General features: G+C 61.2%; 15 protein-coding genes. 2 read left to right on the top strand and 13 right to left on the bottom strand.

What is annotated here, in order from left to right; all coding sequences use genetic code 11:
* Positions 1–180: 180 nt before the first annotated feature.
* Positions 181–1,668 (bottom strand): MocR-like pyridoxine biosynthesis transcription factor PdxR, encoded by a 1,488-nt coding sequence (pdxR, locus tag B5M41_RS02320; RefSeq protein ID WP_134646600.1) that lies wholly within the window; start codon positions 1,666–1,668, stop codon positions 181–183.
* A gap of 150 nt (positions 1,669–1,818) precedes the next feature.
* Between pdxR and B5M41_RS02315 the strand changes: the two genes are divergently transcribed.
* Both B5M41_RS02315 and B5M41_RS02310 read left to right on the top strand, forming a co-directional pair.
* Positions 1,819–3,402 carry an ABC transporter substrate-binding protein gene (locus B5M41_RS02315; protein ID WP_134646598.1) on the top strand — a complete coding sequence of 528 codons (1,584 nt, stop codon included), beginning with the start codon at positions 1,819–1,821 and terminating at the stop codon, positions 3,400–3,402.
* A 58-nt stretch (positions 3,403–3,460) separates the two neighbouring features.
* Positions 3,461–4,300: an alkaline phosphatase family protein gene (locus tag B5M41_RS02310; protein ID WP_134646596.1), complete on the top strand. Its 840-nt coding sequence runs from the start codon at positions 3,461–3,463 to the stop codon at positions 4,298–4,300.
* Positions 4,301–4,406: 106 nt separating this feature from the next.
* Here the strand turns inward: B5M41_RS02310 and B5M41_RS02305 are convergent, their stop codons facing one another.
* The 12 genes from B5M41_RS02305 to B5M41_RS02250 all read right to left on the bottom strand — a co-directional run bounded on the left by B5M41_RS02305 (position 4,407) and on the right by B5M41_RS02250 (position 17,544).
* The gene (locus B5M41_RS02305; protein WP_134646594.1) at positions 4,407–5,312 is read right to left on the bottom strand and encodes a homocysteine S-methyltransferase family protein; all 906 of its coding nucleotides are present in this window, start codon (positions 5,310–5,312) and stop codon (positions 4,407–4,409) included.
* Between the two features lie 282 nt (positions 5,313–5,594).
* Positions 5,595–7,022, bottom strand: a complete 1,428-nt coding sequence (locus tag B5M41_RS02300) for an aldehyde dehydrogenase family protein (protein WP_134646592.1) — start codon at positions 7,020–7,022, stop codon at positions 5,595–5,597.
* Between the two features lie 44 nt (positions 7,023–7,066).
* Positions 7,067–8,224 (bottom strand): NAD(P)/FAD-dependent oxidoreductase, encoded by a 1,158-nt coding sequence (locus tag B5M41_RS02295; RefSeq protein ID WP_134646590.1) that lies wholly within the window; start codon positions 8,222–8,224, stop codon positions 7,067–7,069.
* On the bottom strand, positions 8,221–9,687 hold the full coding sequence (locus B5M41_RS02290) for a 2Fe-2S iron-sulfur cluster-binding protein (protein ID WP_167718794.1): 1,467 nt from the start codon (positions 9,685–9,687) through the stop codon (positions 8,221–8,223). The genes B5M41_RS02295 and B5M41_RS02290 overlap by 4 nt, the downstream gene beginning before the upstream one ends.
* Positions 9,688–9,707: 20 nt before the next feature.
* Positions 9,708–10,814 (bottom strand): ABC transporter ATP-binding protein, encoded by a 1,107-nt coding sequence (locus tag B5M41_RS02285; RefSeq protein ID WP_134646586.1) that lies wholly within the window; start codon positions 10,812–10,814, stop codon positions 9,708–9,710.
* Entirely contained in the window at positions 10,811–11,590 is a 780-nt protein-coding gene (locus B5M41_RS02280; RefSeq protein WP_134646584.1) for an ABC transporter permease, read from the bottom strand. The genes B5M41_RS02285 and B5M41_RS02280 overlap by 4 nt, the downstream gene beginning before the upstream one ends.
* A gap of 1 nt (position 11,591) precedes the next feature.
* Positions 11,592–12,482, bottom strand: coding sequence for an ABC transporter permease (locus B5M41_RS02275; RefSeq protein WP_134646582.1), 891 nt, complete (start codon positions 12,480–12,482; stop codon positions 11,592–11,594).
* A 69-nt stretch (positions 12,483–12,551) separates the two neighbouring features.
* Positions 12,552–13,562, bottom strand: a complete 1,011-nt coding sequence (locus B5M41_RS02270; RefSeq protein ID WP_134646580.1) for an ABC transporter substrate-binding protein — start codon at positions 13,560–13,562, stop codon at positions 12,552–12,554.
* A 54-nt stretch (positions 13,563–13,616) separates the two neighbouring features.
* Complete coding sequence (locus tag B5M41_RS02265; RefSeq protein ID WP_134646578.1) at positions 13,617–13,970, bottom strand: RidA family protein; 354 nt, start codon at positions 13,968–13,970, stop codon at positions 13,617–13,619.
* An 18-nt stretch (positions 13,971–13,988) separates the two neighbouring features.
* A complete protein-coding gene (locus B5M41_RS02260) occupies positions 13,989–14,837 on the bottom strand; it encodes an IclR family transcriptional regulator (protein WP_202402171.1) in 849 nt (282 codons plus the stop codon).
* Between the two features lie 109 nt (positions 14,838–14,946).
* On the bottom strand, positions 14,947–16,302 hold the full coding sequence (locus B5M41_RS02255) for an NAD(P)/FAD-dependent oxidoreductase (protein ID WP_134646576.1): 1,356 nt from the start codon (positions 16,300–16,302) through the stop codon (positions 14,947–14,949).
* A 345-nt stretch (positions 16,303–16,647) separates the two neighbouring features.
* Positions 16,648–17,544 (bottom strand): LysR family transcriptional regulator, encoded by an 897-nt coding sequence (locus B5M41_RS02250; protein ID WP_134646574.1) that lies wholly within the window; start codon positions 17,542–17,544, stop codon positions 16,648–16,650.
* Positions 17,545–17,558: the final 14 nt, after the last annotated feature.

Raw genomic sequence — 17,558 nt, 5'->3', positions numbered from 1 at the left:
CCCCACAATCAGTCGGCCCCTGGAAAAGAGTTTTCTCCAACAAACTTAATAAAATGAGAATAAAAATTTAAGCGATGCTCAACCCCGTCGGGCTGTCATGAACCGCCTTCGAGTTTGCTTGGCCGGCTAAAAGGCATGTCTACGTCCGAAACCGCGCGGATCGATACGACCGGAACAGCGCTATTTCATGTCGATACAGTGCTTTAGCAGCTTTGTTGCATGTTCGATTTCATCTTCGTTCGAGGCGGCGAAGCCGACGAGGAGCGCTTTGCGCGGTGATGTTCGATCCGCATAGTAGTAGGATAGTTGCTCGACCCCGAGATTGTGCTGACGGCACCGGATCAGAACTGCATTCTCGTCAATGGATTGATCCTTGAAGTAGCACAGGTTGTAGAAGCCTGATGCAAATTCCGGCGGCTCGAAAATGTCGGAGAAGTCCGATCTCAGGATCTGCAGCAGACGGGTCTGGCGCTTAGCATAGATCCGCCGCATGCGATGAAGATGCCGCGTATAGTGACCATCCTCGATAAGACGGCCGACGATCTGTTCGGTGAACTGCGGCAACGCCCTGTAGCGGACCTGGATCAGCCGGCGGCACCGCTCCGCCAACGCCCGCGGCATGATCATGTAACCGACGCGCAGCGATTGCAGCAGCGTCATACTGAAGGCGCCGACATAGATAACCTGCCCGGCCTGATCCAGGGCCTTGAGCGGCGGGATGGGTCCGCCGCGGTATCGGAATTCGCTTCCCAGGTCGTCCTCGATGATCAAGGTGTCACGGTCGGCGGCCCAATGCAGCATCTCCAGTTTGCGTTTCAGGGGCATGGCGACCGTCATCGGTTGCTGCTTGGCCGCGGTGACGAAGGCAAGCTTGACATCACGATGTGCGGCCGTCTCTGGATTTGGCCCTGATACATCGACATGCATTGGGACGATATTGCAGCCAGCGGACTGGAAAATCGACCGGATGGCCGCCATTCCCGGTTCCTCAAACGCAACCGTATCTCCGGGGTTCAGCAGCAGTTCGGCAAGAAGCGTCACGGCGTGGTGCCCACCCAGCGTGGTGACCACTTCCTCCGGTTCGCAGCGGATACCGCGGCTTACCGCGATATGGCGGGCAATCTGCTCTTCGAGCAGAGAGGGTTGAAAGATTTCCCGATAGTTGACGATGCGGAAATCCCCCTCCGCATAAACTTCCCTCGTCAGCCGCGACCAGATGTCCACCGGAAACAGCCGGTGATCGGGGCTTGCCATATGGAGGTGCTGGGAGCCGTCGTTCAGCGTCAGTGAAGTGCGCCATGTCAGCGCCTGTCCGCGCCGCGACAGCATTTTTTCAAAGCGTCCGGTAGCAGCATCGTCTGGCTGCCTCCCCAAACCCGCTCCGGCCTCCTGCCGCCTCGGGACGGTTTCCACATAGGTGCCGCTACCCCTCGCGGAGTGGAGATACCCTTCCGCGGCAAGTTGATCGAGTGCCGTGACCACGGTGAAGCGAGAGACGCCGAGGCTTTCTGACAGGACGCGTGATGATGGAATGCGTGTTCCCCCGGCAATTGCGCCCGAAAGAATCATTTCCCGCAGCCCATCATAAAGCTGGAGATAGAGAGGTCGAGCGCCCTGGCCATCAAGCATGAGCCCGTCCAGACTAAAACCATCAATTGTTCGGCCCATGCCAGCACTCCACGCAGACGTGCCGGCCCGAAAGTGGACTGGTCATTCTTGCGATTTCTGGACATATACACGGTAATCTTGCCGTTTAGTATCCGCCCCGAAAACGATCGGCCGCGCGGCACGCGCACCGCTGTATCAGGGGAAAAAGCGATGGATGAACTGACCTATCTTTCCGAGCTCGTCGCAAAGGGCCGGATGTCGCGGCGCGATTTTCTCGGCCGCAGCGCGGTGCTCGGCCTGGGCCTCGCCGCGGCAGGATCCTTGCTGTCCACGGCGGCACGCGCGGAAGGCCCGGTGCGCGGCGGCACGATCAAGGTCGGCATGCAGGGTGGCGCTTCGACGGACAGCCTCGACCCCGGCCTGGCGACAAACCAGGTGAGCGCCATGGTGAACCATCTGTGGGGCGAAACCCTCGTTTGGCTGGCGCCGGACGGCTCGCCCGTCCCGGTGCTGGCTGAAGAATGGACGGCCTCCGCCGATGCCAGGACCTGGACCTTCAAGATCCGGAAAAACGTGCAGTTCCACGATGGCAAGACGCTGACGCCCGATGACGTCGTTGCAACGATCGAACGGCATTCGGACGAGAGCGCCAAGTCCGGCGCGCTCGGCGTTCTCAAGGGTATCCAGACCATCAAGGCGGACGGCGATGCCGTCGTCATCACGCTCAGCGAAGCCAATGCCGATATGCCCTTCCTGATGAACGACTATCATCTGGTCATCCAGCCGAATGGCGGAAAGGACAATCCGGAGGCCGCGATCGGAACCGGGCCTTACAGACTGGCCAGCAGCGAGCCGGGCGTCCGCTACAACGCGACACGTTTCGAAAACTATTGGGCGCGCGAAACGGCGGGGTTTGCCGAGCAGGTCGAGATCATCGTCATCAACGATGCGACGGCCCGCATCGCCGCGATGCAAAGCGGCCAGGTTCACATGATCAATCGCATCGAGCCGAAAACGGTCGCCCTGCTCAAGAACATGAAGAAGGTGATGATCAAGAACGTCTCCGGGCGTGGCTTCTATCCCTTCAACATGTTCTGCGACACGGCCCCGTTCGACAACAAGGACCTGCGCCTCGCCCTGAAATACGCCATGGATCGCGAGACGATGATCGATCGTATTCTGATGGGCTACGGAAGCGTCGGCAACGATACGCCGATCAACAAGGCCTATCCGCTCTTCGAGGAGATCGAACAGCGGACCTTCGATCCGGAAAAAGCAGCCTTCCATTTCAAGAAGTCCGGTCATAGCGGCGGGATCGTGCTGCGCACGTCGGAAGTCGCATTTCCCGGCGCCGTCGATGCCGCGGTTCTCTATCAGGAGAGCGCGAAGAAGGCCGGAATCACGATCGATGTGAAACGCGAACCCGGTGACGGATACTGGTCGAATGTCTGGAATGTCCAGCCCTTCTGCACCTCCTATTGGGGTGGCCGTCCGACGCAGGACCAGATGTATTCCACCGGCTACATTTCCTCGGCGGACTGGAACGACACGCGCTTCAAGAACGAGGCTTTCGACAAGCTCGTCGTCGCCGCCCGCGCGGAACTCGACGAGACGAAGCGGCGCGCCATGTATCGCGACCTCTCGGAAATGATGCGTGACGAAGGCGGTCTCATTTCGCCGATGTTCAACGATTTCATCGACGGCGTCAGCGAGAACATTCTCGGCTGGGAGGACAATCCGGCCGGTGAACTCATGAACGCCGATGCACCGTTGCGTTGCTGGCTGAGCGCCTGACGAACCGCATGTGGCGCACCGCTTCAGGCGTTGCGTCCTTCACTATCAGGGATACATGATGCCGCTTCGCAACAAACTCCTCATCATCATTCTCGACGGACAGCCGTGGCGCAATGCGCGCCGGCTCATGGGCAACCTGGAGGGCTGGGTCCAGGCCGGCGAGGCGCGCGTCTGGCGCATGCGTTCGGTTCTGCCCTCCACCTCCGCGTCCTGCTACGCATCGATCCATACGGGGGTCCCGCCGCAGGTGCATGGCGTGCTCTCCAACGAGACGCTGTTTCGCGTGGCACAGCCGGACATCTTCTCGGAGGTGACGAAGGCCGGCGGCAAGACAGGCGCCGTCACGCACTCCTTCTGGTCCACCTTCTTTCGCCGCGCGCCCTTCGACATGGTCGAGGACATCGAGTACGACGACGCGGAAGGTCCGATCCATCATGGTCGGTTTCACACCATGGCGGGCTACAACCATCAGAACCAGATGACGCCGAGCGACCTCGACCTGTTCGCGACGCTGACAATGCTGACCGAACGCCATCACATCGATTACGGCATCCTGCACACCTGTACGCTCGACAGCATGGGGCATCGCTACGGGCACGACTGCTCGCAGATGGATCATGCCTGTTTCGCCATCGACGCGCAGCTTGCCGCCTTCCTGCCGCGCTGGCGCAAGAACGGTTACGAGGTCATCGTGACGGCCGATCATGGCCAGACCGATCGCGGCCATCATGGTGGACATGACCCGGAAATGCAGGACTTCGCTTTCTACTGGTTCGGCGGCGGCGAAGGCCCGCCCGAGGATACGCTGCTCAACCAGTTGCAGGTCGCACCGACGATCCTGTCACGCCTCGGCGTCGCCGTGCCCACGAGCATGACGCACGCCGGTTTTCTCGAATAAAATATCTCCAACCTGGATCGAGCGGAATCTGGTCTGGCCATCGCTGGCGTCGGGTGACCGCCGGCGACGACCGTGAAGCAATAGGAGACGGGCGCGGTTCGGCTTCTCAATCCGCCGATAAACGCTGCTTCACGCGATGGATATGCGCGGCGCCGACACCGCAGCAGCCGCCGATCATCGTCGCACCGCTTTCCACCCAGTCACAGGCGAAGCTTGAATAGCGATCATCCGAAAGATCGTCACGAATGGCATGGAGCGTTTCGTTCGCTGCCCCCTCGTCGTCCGTCGTGAAGGCGTTGGCATAAACGCCGAGCGGAACGGTCCGGCCGTCTTCCGCTAGGACCCTGCTTGCCACGGCGATGGCGTTTCGCATCACTTCTGGACGGCTGCAATTGAACAAGAGCGCAGCGGCATTCGAGCCGGCTATCCAGCGCGCTGCCTCTTCGACACTTTCACCCGAGCGCAAGACGGGCGGCCGCGCCTCGGCCCCGGGGTCGTCCTGCAGCGTGAAAGAAATCCAGAACGGCTTTCCAGTCGGAGCGACGGCCTGCTGGACCGCTTCGGCCTCTGCAATCAAGCTGAGTGTTTCTCCCAGAAACACGTCGACCGAAGCATCCAGTTCCTCTACGAGAACGGAGAGGTAGTCGTGCACACGGTCCGGTCGGAACAGTTGCGGTTCATAGGAGCCGAAGATCGGCGGCAGCGAGCCGGCGACGCGGACCCGGCCGTCACCGGCGGCATCCGCCGCCTCACGCGCCAACTGTCCCGCAAGAGCGATCAGGCGCCTGCCATCCTCGCGAAAACGGGTCTCGCCGATATGAAATGGTACCAGCGCATAACTGTTGGTCGTAATCACATCGGCGCCCGCCGCGATGAACTCCTCATGCACGCGCCGAACGATATCAGGGCTTTCCATAAGAGCCAGCGCCGACCATTCGGGTTGCCGGAGCGTCGCGCCGAGACGCACCAGTTCACGGCTCATGCCGCCGTCGAGGATCGTGATTGATGGCATGTTTTTCTCCTAGGTCCGGCATCAGCGATGCAGGTCGGCGTGACCTCGATGTAGTTGGCCGCAGCGAACATATCCATGAAAGCCGACGGTACCGGCCGTTTTAGTAAGCCGGGATGGATATGGCAAATCGCGACGATGTGCTCGAAGGCAAGCCGCCGCTAGCCTCGATGTTACGGCTTTTTCCGAAGAGAGCGGAGCGTCTCGGATCGCAAAGGACCTTTTATCGTCACTGCGAATCAAAGACGTAACGGAGGCACGGGACGTCCCGTGCCTCCTCGAGTATCAATCGCCGAAGCCGACGATGCTCTTGATCTCCAGGAAATCGTGGATGCCGAAATCGGCATATTCGCGACCGTTTCCGGATTGCTTGTAGCCACCGAACGAGGCCATCGTGTCCCATGCCGGATAGTTGAGATAGACCGAACCGGCGCGCATGCGCGATGCCACCCGGCGGGCGCGTTCGATATCGGTCGACTGGACATAGGCAGCGAGACCGTAGACGGTATCGTTTGCGATGCGGATTGCGTCGTCCTCATCCTCGTAGGAGATGATGGAGAGAACCGGTCCGAAGATTTCCTCGCGCGCGATGGTCATATCGGGTGTGACATTGCCGAAAATCGTCGGCCGGACATAGTAGCCGCGATTGAGACCGTCGGGGCGGCCGAGACCGCCGGTCACAAGGGTCGCACCCTCTTCGATGCCTTTCTCGATCAGGCCCTGGATCTTGCTGAACTGCACGTCGCTTACGACGGGGCCGAGATTCGTATCCTCCGAATTCGGGTCGCCGGTGCGGAATTCTTCCGCCGCCACCTTGGCGATCGCGAGCGCCTCGTCATGGCGATCGCGCGGGACGAGCATGCGGGTCGGCGCATCGCAGGACTGTCCGGTATTGCTGAAGCAGCCGCGCACGCCCTTGGTGACGGCCATTTCGAAATCCGCGTCGGGCAGGATGATGTTTGCCGACTTGCCGCCCAGTTCCTGGGCCACACGCTTCACCGTATCGGCCGCTGCCTTCGCGACGATGATGCCGGCTCTGGTCGAACCGGTGAAGGAGACCATGTCGACATCGGGATGGGAGGCCATGACCTGGCCGACATCCGGGCCCGTGCCGTTCACCAGATTGAACACGCCCTTCGGCACGCCCGCCTCATGCATGATCTCGGCGAAGATGATGCCGGAGATCGGCGCGATCTCCGAGGGTTTCAGGACAACGGTGCACCCTGCCGCAATGGCCGGAGCAACCTTGCAGACGATCTGATTGAGCGGCCAGTTCCAAGGCGTGATCAGCGCGCATACACCGATCGGCTCCTTGACGACCGTCGTCGTGCCGCGCTTTTCGCTGAATTCGTAGGTCTCGAAGGCCTTGATGGTGGATTCGAGATGTCCGCGGCCTGCCCAGGCCTGCGCATCCCTTGCGAAGGCCAACGGCGCGCCCATTTCAGCCGATACGGCCCGTGCGATATCCTCAAAGCGCTCGAGATAGACCTCGTGGACGCGCTTCAGAAGGGCAAGCCGTTCGGCGGGCGTCGTCCGCGAAAAGGTCTCGAAGGCTGTCTTTGCGGCGGCGACAGCCTTGTCCACATCGGCGGCGGAACCGACAGAGATGCGGGTGAAGGCCTCTTCGGTTGCCGGATTGATGACATCGAGCGTCTTCGGCGAAACCGGCGATACCCATTCGCCATTGATGTAGAATTGTTCGTGATGGCTCATCGAGCTGTCCTTCCTGTTATTGTTTCAACGCGTTTTGCGGCATCTCACGCAAGGACGATGCCGCCTTCGATGATCGGCCCCGTCGTCTCGAACCGGTCGAGCGCGAACGGTTTCATGCGGTGATCGATGCGGCCCTTGGCAATGGCTTCCGCCAGCAGCCGGCCGGCCGCAGGCGCGCCGGCAAACCCGTAGGACCACCCGGCCGAAAACCAGAGATCCTTGAGATCAGGATGCTCGCCCATGAGCGGCGCATAGTCCGTCGAAGCATGGAACTGCCCCGCCCAGTGGCGCAGGATGCGCACCTCGCCAAGCTGGGGAAACATCTCCAGATAGACCTTCGCCATGTTGGCCATCACGGGCAGGTCCACCTTCAACGACATACGCGGCCTCTCCGGCACCTCCGTACCGCCCACCACCTCACCGCGCGAGGTCTGGTGGAAATAGGCAAGGCTATCGATCAGGGCGATCGCAGGCTTGATGAGCGGACGTGTCGGTTCGAGCGCCATCGCTTCAATGCGCATGCCGAAGCCGTTCAGGGGAACCTCAGCCATTGCCGCGATATCGGGGTTGTTCGGGCCGGCACAAGAGACCACGCAATCGGCCTCGATCCGGTGATCACCGACGAGCACCGCGCTGACGCGTGAGCCCGTACGCTCCAGACCGGAAATTGCGGTGCGGTAACGAACGTCCACGCCGTTGCGCTGGCAGAAGGCCAACAAGCCCTTCATCACCGCGTGGTGAGGTGCCACGCCGCCATCCGGCTGATGTTGTACTGCCTGCACGCGGGATTTGTTGATTGCGGGAAGCAGGTCATCGATCTCGCGGCGCGACAACATCCAGCTGTTGACGCCAAGGCTCTGCTGCACCTTCAACCCTTCGCGCAACATGGCCTCACTCTTTTCCATTTCTGAAACCACCGAGTAACCGCGCTGCGTGAACATGACGTTTTCGCCCAGCCGCCTCGACCAGCTGCGCCATTCATTGACCGTCAGAACGAAAAGCTCCGTCCACGCCACGGATGCGAAGCCGGGGCGGATGAGCGTGCCGTTGCGGCCGGAAGCCCCGCCCTGCCAATAGCCGGCGTCAAGCACCAGGATGTCCTTCTGGCCCTGCTCGACGAGGTTGAAAGCAACGGAAAGGCCCTGAACGCCGCCGCCGATGATGACGACGGATGCCCGTTTGGGAAGCGGCAACGTGTTCATCTGTCAGGCTCCACCAATGAGGCAAGGCCCGCGGCCTGCGCGACGGTGATCGAACGGCGCGGTGGCCGGTGGGTCGGACGGGCAAATACTTCGGGTTCTGCACCCACCCGAGCCGCGAGCAAAGCAAGCATGTTGTCCCAGCAGGGGAAACCCTGGCAGGTTCCCATGCCGCACGAGGTCAACCGCTTGAGGACCTCCGGATCCGTCTCACCGGCGTCGATATGGCTGTAGAGCTCGCCGGCCGTCACGTCCATGCACGGGCAGATCAACGTGTCTGGATGCACATGCCGTGACGCGTGGATGCGCTCATCGCCCCGCGCGGCGGCGCCTGCGATGGAAACTGAGTGCGGCAGAGGGCGGACCTGCACCTGGAAAAGGCCCTCGCCGGCGGTCTGGAAACCGAGACTCGGATCGGCCCGCCAGGGCCCGGCGTGCACGACCGCATCGCACCGGATGTGCGCATCGGCGCGGACCCCCGTTACGCGGCGGCGCCCCGAAATTTCGATGAGGTCTGAGACCGGGCCGCGGTGGACCACATCGACACCAAGCGCGATCAGCTTTTCTGCTACGTCTATCTCCGCTCCCGTGCCAACGACCGCGACACGCTTACCCGGCTTGACGCGGTGAACGGCAGCCAGTTGCAGTGCGGAGTGAGCATCGAACACACCCGGCAGCTGGCTGCCCCTTACTAACGGCGGGATCGAACGGCGTCCTGTTGCAAGTACCGTCTCCTTCGGAAGGAAGGCGACGGCGCCGCGACGGTGGTCATGCGATGCCGCGACCATAAGAGCGCCGTCGCGATAGGCGCCGAAGAGTTCCATCCCGGAAAAGAGACGCACATCGGAGTTCAGTTCCTCTATGGCCGCTCCCATGGATGTGGCGAACCGGGCAAGGCTCTCGCCGCGGGTAACGAGCGCCACCGTCTGACCAAGCGCGACGCGCCTGTTGGCTTCGGCAATCCCGGCGGGACCGCCACCTACGACAAGGCAGTCCACCTCCAAACGTTCACCGGGGACGACTGCCGGCACAGTGGCGACGTCCGCAGGGCGTGCGACACCGGCAAGGTTTGCCATCGCCCTTTCCGCAAGGCGATAGGCCAGACCACTCTTCGGCATCCACGCGCCATGCTCGAACCCGCCGTAGACGAGTTTGGCCGGCAAGGCCTGCGCCAGACGAAGAACATCGAAACGCGGCGACGGCCACGTGTTCTGCATTTCGACGACAAGCCCTGTCTCGACGGATAGCTGATCGAGGCGCACATTCGGTCGGCCGTTGACGCGCGCCAGCACACCGGTCGGGTAGGAGCCGCTAAAGCCTAGCGGGCGATGGACCTTCCGCGAGCGGGCGAGCGTGGTAATGCCCGCTCGCCACAGCGCGGCCGCAACAGTATCCCCGCGCTGCCCGATGACGGACGCGCCGTTCCAGAAAAAGGTCACCGCAGGGTGACGGCTGTCTCGATCCATCTCTTTGCCTGTCCGTCTCTTCATGCACCGATGATCACGATATCGTCGGGGGCCCAGGCCATGCCGATCCTGTCTCCCGCCTTCATGCCGGCGATGGCCGCAACGTCACGGCTACGGATATTGACCTTGCTCCCGTCGTTCATGCGCACGACCAGTCGATACTCAACGCCCAGGTAGATCTTGTCTTCGATCACACCTTCGCCGGCATTGCCGCCCGGCGATCCGGCCGCGACAGCGCGGATGCGCTCCGGACGAAGGACAACGCAAGCTGTGTTCGTCGCCGTGAGGGCCTGCCCCTGCGGATCGTCCTTCGGCAGGCTGACATTCCAACCATCGCCTTCGACGACCACGCCGTCCGGCATCACGCGGGTCTTGCCATGCAGGAGGTTCGCCTCACCGATGAAATCCGCCACGAACTCGGAACGCGGCTGCTGATAGAGCTCGTGCGGGCTGCCGATCTGCTCGAGGCGACCATCCTTGAAGATGGCGATCCGGTCGCTCATGACCAGGGCTTCTTCCTGGTCATGCGTGACGGAGACCACGGTCGCGCCGACCTGCCGGGTAATGTGCATGATTTCGATCTGCATCTGCCCGCGTAGCTTCTTGTCGAGGGCCGCCATCGGCTCGTCCAGCAGCACGATATCTGGCTTGAAGACAAGGGCGCGTGCAAGCGCCACGCGCTGCTGCTGGCCACCGGACATTTCTTTCGGATAGCGCGTCGCGCAATGTGCCAGACCGACGATCTCCAGCATTTCCATGCTGCGCTTCTCGCGCTCCGCACGCTTGATGCCGCGCGTTTCGAGAGGGTAGCCGATGTTCTCCAGCACCGTCATATGGGGGAAGAGCGCGTAATCCTGGAACATCATGCCGATATTGCGCTTCTGCGGCGGAACGCCGGTCATGTCACGCCCGTCGATCAGAAGACGACCGGCCGTCGGCTGGATGAAGCCCGCAATTGCGCGCAACGATGTCGTTTTGCCGGAACCCGACGGGCCGAGCATCGTCAGGAACTCGCCCTTCCTGAGCTCGAAGGATACGTTGTCGAGCGCCTTCACGGGGCCGTACAGTTTCGAAACGCCTTCGAGCGTCATTGCCGTTGCGGCGTTGTTCTGGAGAACAGCGTTCATGATCTCGCGTCCCTGAATTTATATGAAAGGAAGACGCCGAGCGCCGATAGAAGAATGAGAATGGCCGCGACGGCGGCTGTTGCCGGATCGAGATTGGTGCGGACCTGGTTCCAGATCATGATCGGTACGGTGCGGGTCTGTGCATCGGCAAGGAAAAGCGCAATGACGACCTCATCCCACGACGTGATGAACGCGAACACAGCGCCGGAAAGCACCCCCGGCATGATGAGCGGCAGTGTGACGCGCCTGAAGGTGAACCAGCGGCTCGCACCAAGGCCAAGGCTGGCGGGCACCAGTGAGGGGTTCACCATGCCGGCGCTGGCCAGCACGGAGACGACGACAAACGGGATCGCCAGCACCGTGTGGGCGAGAACGAGCCCGAGCCGCGTGGCGACGAGGCCCCATCCCGAAAACACCATATACATGCCGACGGCAAGCACGATGACCGGCGTAACCATCGGGCTAAGCAGCAGTCCCATGACGACGGCCTTGCCCGGGAAGCGATGCGCGTGCAGTGCAAGGGCGGCCGCCGTGCCGACGACAGTCGCGAGCGCTGCCGCAGCAATCGCGACGACGAGGCTGTTGATCAGCGCGCTCTGCCAGTCGGCCGCGCCGATGACCTTGCCATACCAGTCCAGCGTGAAGCCAACAGGGGGGAACTCCAGTGTGGTGGTCGTCGTGAACGACATCGGCACGATGATCAGCGTGGGCAAAAGCAGGAACAAGGCCGTGAGGCTGACGATGAACCAGAAGAGCGCGCGTCTCAGACGATCCATGTCACACCCCGCCCTTCGCGCGGCCACGCGACTGGAGCGCAGCACGCGCGGCGCCAAACAGCCCGAAGGCAACGGCTGTTAGAACCATGAGGACAACGGCGAGCGCGGCGCCGAGGCCAAAATTAAGCTGCTCGTTGAATTGCCCGGCGATCATCTGCGCGATCATCATGTCTCGCGGACTGCCGAGAAGTGCGGGCGTGATATAGAAGCCCAAAGCAAGTGTGAAGGCGAGAATGGCGGATGCGGCCACACCCGGCAGAGACAGCGGGAAATAGATCCGCATGAACCCCTTGAGCCAGCTGGCGCCGCAGATGGAAGAGGCTTCCATCAGCCGCAGATCGATCTTCTTCATGACGGTATAGAGCGGCAGGACGGCATAGGGCAGGAGAATGTGGACCATACCGATCATCACGCCGAAGGGTGTGCGTATCAGGCGAACGGGCTTCTCGATCAGACCCATAGCGATCAGGAAATCATTGATGAGACCGCTGTTCTGAAGCAGCACGATCCAGGAGAAGCTGCGCAGCAGCAGGCTCACCCAGAACGGAATGAGCAACGCCACGGTGAGGAGCAGGAGAACCGTGCGTCCGCCGTGCGCCATGGCGTAGGCATAGGGATAGGCCACCGCGATGGTGACAAACGTCACGATGAGCGACACCCGAAAAGTCTCACCGATCACCCGCAGGAAGACCGGGGTCGTGAAGATCTGCTCGTAGTATTCCAGGCTTCCGCCCGGCAGCGAGATCGCGACGAGCTTCAGCAAGGGGAATACGAAGAAGAGCGCGAGAAACAGGACCGCCGGTGCAATCAGCCAGAACGCTGATGGCACAGGAAGCGACCATGGTGCACGCGCTGATGCCGGCGCGCCGCCATCCTGAGCTGAAACGTTCATCTTAAACCCGAAATACGAGGTTGTGCCTTGGACCCGCCCGCTTTCGCGGGCAGGTCCCTGCCATATCCGTTACTGAAGAAGCCATTCCTGGAAGCGCAGGTCGACCTTCGCGCCGTTTTCGGCCCACCAGTCAGCATTCATCATGACGCGCGTGTCGAGATGGTCCGTCGGCAGGCTGCCCTTGAACTTGGCATCAACAGAAGCCAGCGCGTTCTTGTTGGACGGGCCATAGGGCATGTACTTCGTGAAGGCGATCTGCTGGGCCGGCTCGGTGAAGAAATTGATCGCCTTCATCGCCGCTTCCTTGTTCTTCGTGCCCTTGGGCACGACCCAGTATCCGGTCTGCGACGTCCAATTGGTCCAGTCGATCTTGATGCCCTTCTCGGCAACGTTGACGGCACGGCCGACCCAGACGAGCGCCATGCTCGCTTCGCCGCTGGAAAGAAGCTGCTCGGACTGCGAACCGCTTTCCCACCAGACGAGGTCCTCCTTGATCGTATCGAGCTTCTTGAGCGCACGCTCGACATCGATCGGGTAAAGATCCTCAGGCTTCACGCCATCGGCAATGAGAGCGGCTTCAAAAATGCCCGACGCCGCATATTTCCAGACCGCGCGCGAACCGGGAAACTTCTCGGTATTGAAGAAGTCGACAAAACCCTTCGGCGCCTCGCCGCCGAATTCTTCGGCGTTATAGGCAAGCACGGTCCCTTCGATATCGGCCGCCACACGATACGTGCCGGCAGCGCCTTCGATGAACTTGGACTTGTCGACCACGGAGTAGTCGATGGGCTCCAGCCACTGCGCGTCGGTGTCGAGGCCGAAACTGTCATCGGTCACCAGGAGGTCCAGCGTGACGTTGCCCGTTTCCACCATTGCCTTGAGCTTGGCATTGCTCGACGAGCTGTCTTCTACGATCTTGATACCCGGATTCTCAGCCATGAGGGGCTGGAAATAGGATTTCGACTGGGCCTCCTGGTAGACGCCGCCATAGCTCGATATCGTCAGCGTCGTATCAGCAGCGTTGGCGACCGTACCGGCGAGAAGCGTCGCCATGGCAGTCATTGCAAGAAAAGTACGCATATTCGGTTCCCCATCCTTTGCTTGGAATTCTTCGATTGTGAATGCGCTTGAACGTTACACAGCCGCCTGGACTGCGATCTCGACGAGAATGTTCTCTGCTGCGAGATTGGCCTCGACGGTTGCACGAGCCGGCAGCGCCGTTTCCGGAATCCAGTCTTCCCAGGCCTTGTTCATCGCCGCGAAATCCGAGACGACGTGCTTGAGCCAGACCTGTGCGAAAAGGATCTTGGACTTGTCGGTTCCGGCCTTGGCGAGAAGCTCGTCGATGCGCGCCAGAACCTGGCCGGTCTGGCCGGCGACATCCTGACTGCGATCGGCCGGCACTTGCCCGGTGACATAGGCGATGCCGTTGTGAACGAGCACATGGCTCAGGCGCTTGCCGTTCGGTTCAAAGCGTTGGATGGACATTCGATCTCCTTACGAAAACTACGTTTGTTGCTTGATTGTGCCGGCGGGCTTCAGCCCCTTCGCGGCACTCGAAATCGCTCGTGCCGTGTTTACGAGCTGCGGGGCGAGATCGGACAGGACCTGTTCCGGCCGCCACCGGCTGAACGGCACGGAGATATTGATCGCGGCAAGTGGCTGACCATCTGCATTGACGATGCAGGCGCCGACAGCGATGTCGCCGACGTAGATTTCTTCGGTAATGAGTGAGAAACCGTCGGTGTGGGCGCGCTGCAGCAACGCCATCAACGCGTCGGGATCCGTCACGGTGTGGGCGGTGAACGCCGTCCTTTTTGACCGCTCTATGTATGCGCTCGCCGCCTCCTTCGGCAGCGCCGAGAGATAGGCGCGGCCTGCCGCCGTGCAGTACATTGGAAGACGTTGACCGATCGGAACATGGATCGGCATTTCCTTGTGGCTTGTGAACCGGGCCACATACACCATGTCCGTTTCCCATGGCTCCAGCAGGTTACAGCTCTCGCCCGTCTGGCGGTTCAGCTGCTGGATGAAGGGGTTGGCCCTCTCCACCAATTCCGCGGTCTGGAGGTAGCCGGTCCCCATTTCCAGCGACTTGACCGTCAGCCGGTATCGCTTGGAGCCGCCGTCACGCGCGAGGTAGCCGAGCGCTTCCAGCGTGAACACGGAACGCTGAATGGTGCTCTTGTTCAGGCCGGTGGCATCCGCGAGTTCCAGGAGGTTCATCGCCGGTCGTGACGGACCGAAGGCCGTCAGAACGGAAAGGCCTTTTGCAAGGGCGGTGACGTAGAGAGGTGAATCTTCAGCTTCAGTCATGGTAGCCAATCGCGTCAGGTTGGAGAGACCTGCAGTCATAGCACTCCCCTCCCCGCTGTCACGATGCGATGGCGATGGGCGGTTTGCCCGTCCGCGTTGGATCGAACCGAGCTCGCGCGACGCTGCTCTGTAAAGCCATTGAGCATGTTCAACCTGCCCGACGCGCTTCACGCGCGTCCTTGGCATGCAACCAGCGATAAGCCATCCACTGGCCAAGCCGGATGAACGACGCGAACGGATAGCGTTCCGGTTCACGGGTCAGGAATGTCGCACCCGTCTCGAACGGCTTGCCGGCCGCCATCATCGCCAGCTTCGTGCCGAGATGAATGGAGAAGGAGACGCCGCTGCCCGCATAGCCGCCGGCGGTGAAGACATCGCCGAGACCCGGGACCTGATAGCAGAACGGCAGGGAGTTACGGGTGACTGCGACCCATCCACCCCACCAGTTCTCCACGGCGATCCCGGCGAGCGCCGGAAACTTCCGCGTCATCGCCTCGTAGAGATATTGCCTGTGGCGGGGCGCCGCCGCGTCCGCACCCGAAATCGCACTACGCCCGCCGAACAGCATGCGATTGTCGGGAAGACGGCGATAGTAGAAGAGCAGGCCACGGGTATCGAACATGCAGCTACCGGAGGGCAGGCTGGCATCGACTTGCGCTTGTGTCATCGGCGCCGTGACGATGATCTGGGAATGAACGGGCAGAACGCGGCCAGCTAGTCTCGAATGCAGGCGCGATGACGTGTAGCCATTGGTCGCAACGATGACCCGTCTGGCGCGAACGGTTCCGCCGGGTGTCGCGAGGTGATGTACAGTGCCCTGCGTCTTCCAGCCGACGACGGGAGAATTCGTGTGAACGCGCGCACCATGGCTGCGCGCCATGTGATGGACTCCCTGCGCAAATTTCAGGGGATCGAGGGAGAACCCGTCGGGCAGATAGAGCGCGCCGTGACTTTCCGGCCCCTCATGAATGCCACGCACCCCCGCGGCATCGACATAGCGTGCGGAATAGCCGAGAACCGTGTTGTAAAGTTCCTCTTCCCGCTTCAGCGCAGCCGCATGGCTGGCAAACGTCGCGACCTTGTAGACGCCGTCCGGCTGCTTGTCGCAATCGACGCTGCCATCCGCGATTAACGCGCGAACGGTATCGAGGCCCTGCCGGAGTTCCCCGAAATAGGCCCGGGCAACCTCCGCACCATATGTCTTCACCAACGTCGACCACGGCACACGCCCGCCGGAAATGCGGGCAAAACTGCCGTTCCGTCCGCTGCATCCCCATGCGGAAGACCGAGCCTCGAGAACAGTGGCCTTGATCCCGTGATCACGCCCCAAAGCCAATGCCGCCGACAGGCCCGTGTAGCCACCACCGATGATGGCGACATCCGCATCGACATCTCCTGCGACGGCGCCATCATCTTCCGGCTCGCCTGTGCTGACCTTCAGCCAGTATGAGTCCGGATTGGACTGCGCCTGATCTGGAAAGGGGTGAACAAGAGGATCATACATTTCTGCCTGCTATCGCTATGCGATACTTATATATCGATAAGCGTATATCAAAGTAAAATTTTCAATTTGTCAACATCGATAATTATGAGCTGTTGGCGGGTACTCAGAGTGCCCCGGGAATGCCCCTTGGGCGCTTTCGCAATTTCATCGTGTGGGAATCGCGCTGGCCGTCAGATAGCCTTGAACGCACGCTTCGACATTCAAACCACCGCTTATCGGTGGACGATAAAAGGGGCGTTCGGCACACGGAAAACCGTGTCGCAAACACGAGTTTGGCGGTCTTTCAGAAAGCTGGGCTCGCAGGTCGGCTCGAACTATATATCGCCTGCGCGAGGCGAAAAAATATCATCGTTTCCAAACGTTTAGCAGGACCTGAATGAACTTTTCAGCCGCCGGCGAAAGCGGCGCGCTGCGGCGGCGGACGATGCCGATGGTTCTCGTGACGACGGGGTCAATAATCGGACGCGTCACCAGATAGGGGTGTTCCTCCTGGGGCGTGGCAAGCCGCGGGAGGACGGATATGCCGAGCCCGGCTTCGACCAGACCGAGCGATGTGTTCAGATGCGTCACCTCGTAGAACCAGTTGAGGCGCAGATTGTGTTTGGCAAGCGCGCCATCCAGAAGCGCCCTGTTGCCGCTGGAGCGGTCGACCACCACCAGGGGATAGCCGTCGAGCTGGCGCCAATGGATCTGATCGAATTCGGCAAGCGGATGGTCCTTGCGCATCGCCAGCACGAACGGGTCGTCGATGAGCGGCTCGAACGACAGGTCCGGATCCGAATTCCCCATCAGGTTGATGCCGAACTCGACTTCTCCGCGCGCGACGGCCTGCAGACCTTCATTGGCGGTGAGATCGCGGATGCGAAGCCTTATGTGCGGGTAATCGTTGCCGAATGTCTTGATGACCGTTGGCAAAAAATAAAACGCGGCGGTGGGTACACACGCCATCGTGATGAGCCCGCGGCGCTGGGAGCCGCCCTCCTTGAGAGCGAAAAGCGACCCGTCGAACTCCTCCAGCATGCGGCGCACAAGCGGCAGCAGTTCCTGTCCGGTCGCCGTCGGCGCAACGTGCCGGGTGGTGCGATCGAGCAGCGGCGCGCCAATGGATTGTTCCAGTTTTTGGATGCGCCGCGTCAACGCGGGCTGCGAAATATGAAGGGCCTCGGCAGCGCGGTGAAAACTTTCGAGATCGACGACCGCCTGAAAAGCACGCAGATCAAAAATCTCACAATTTATGCTCATGACGCATCAATCCC

Source organism: Shinella sumterensis, from assembly GCF_004514425.2.
Lineage (GTDB): Bacteria > Pseudomonadota > Alphaproteobacteria > Rhizobiales > Rhizobiaceae > Shinella > Shinella sumterensis.
This window is presented reverse-complemented; position numbering and strand designations above follow the sequence as displayed.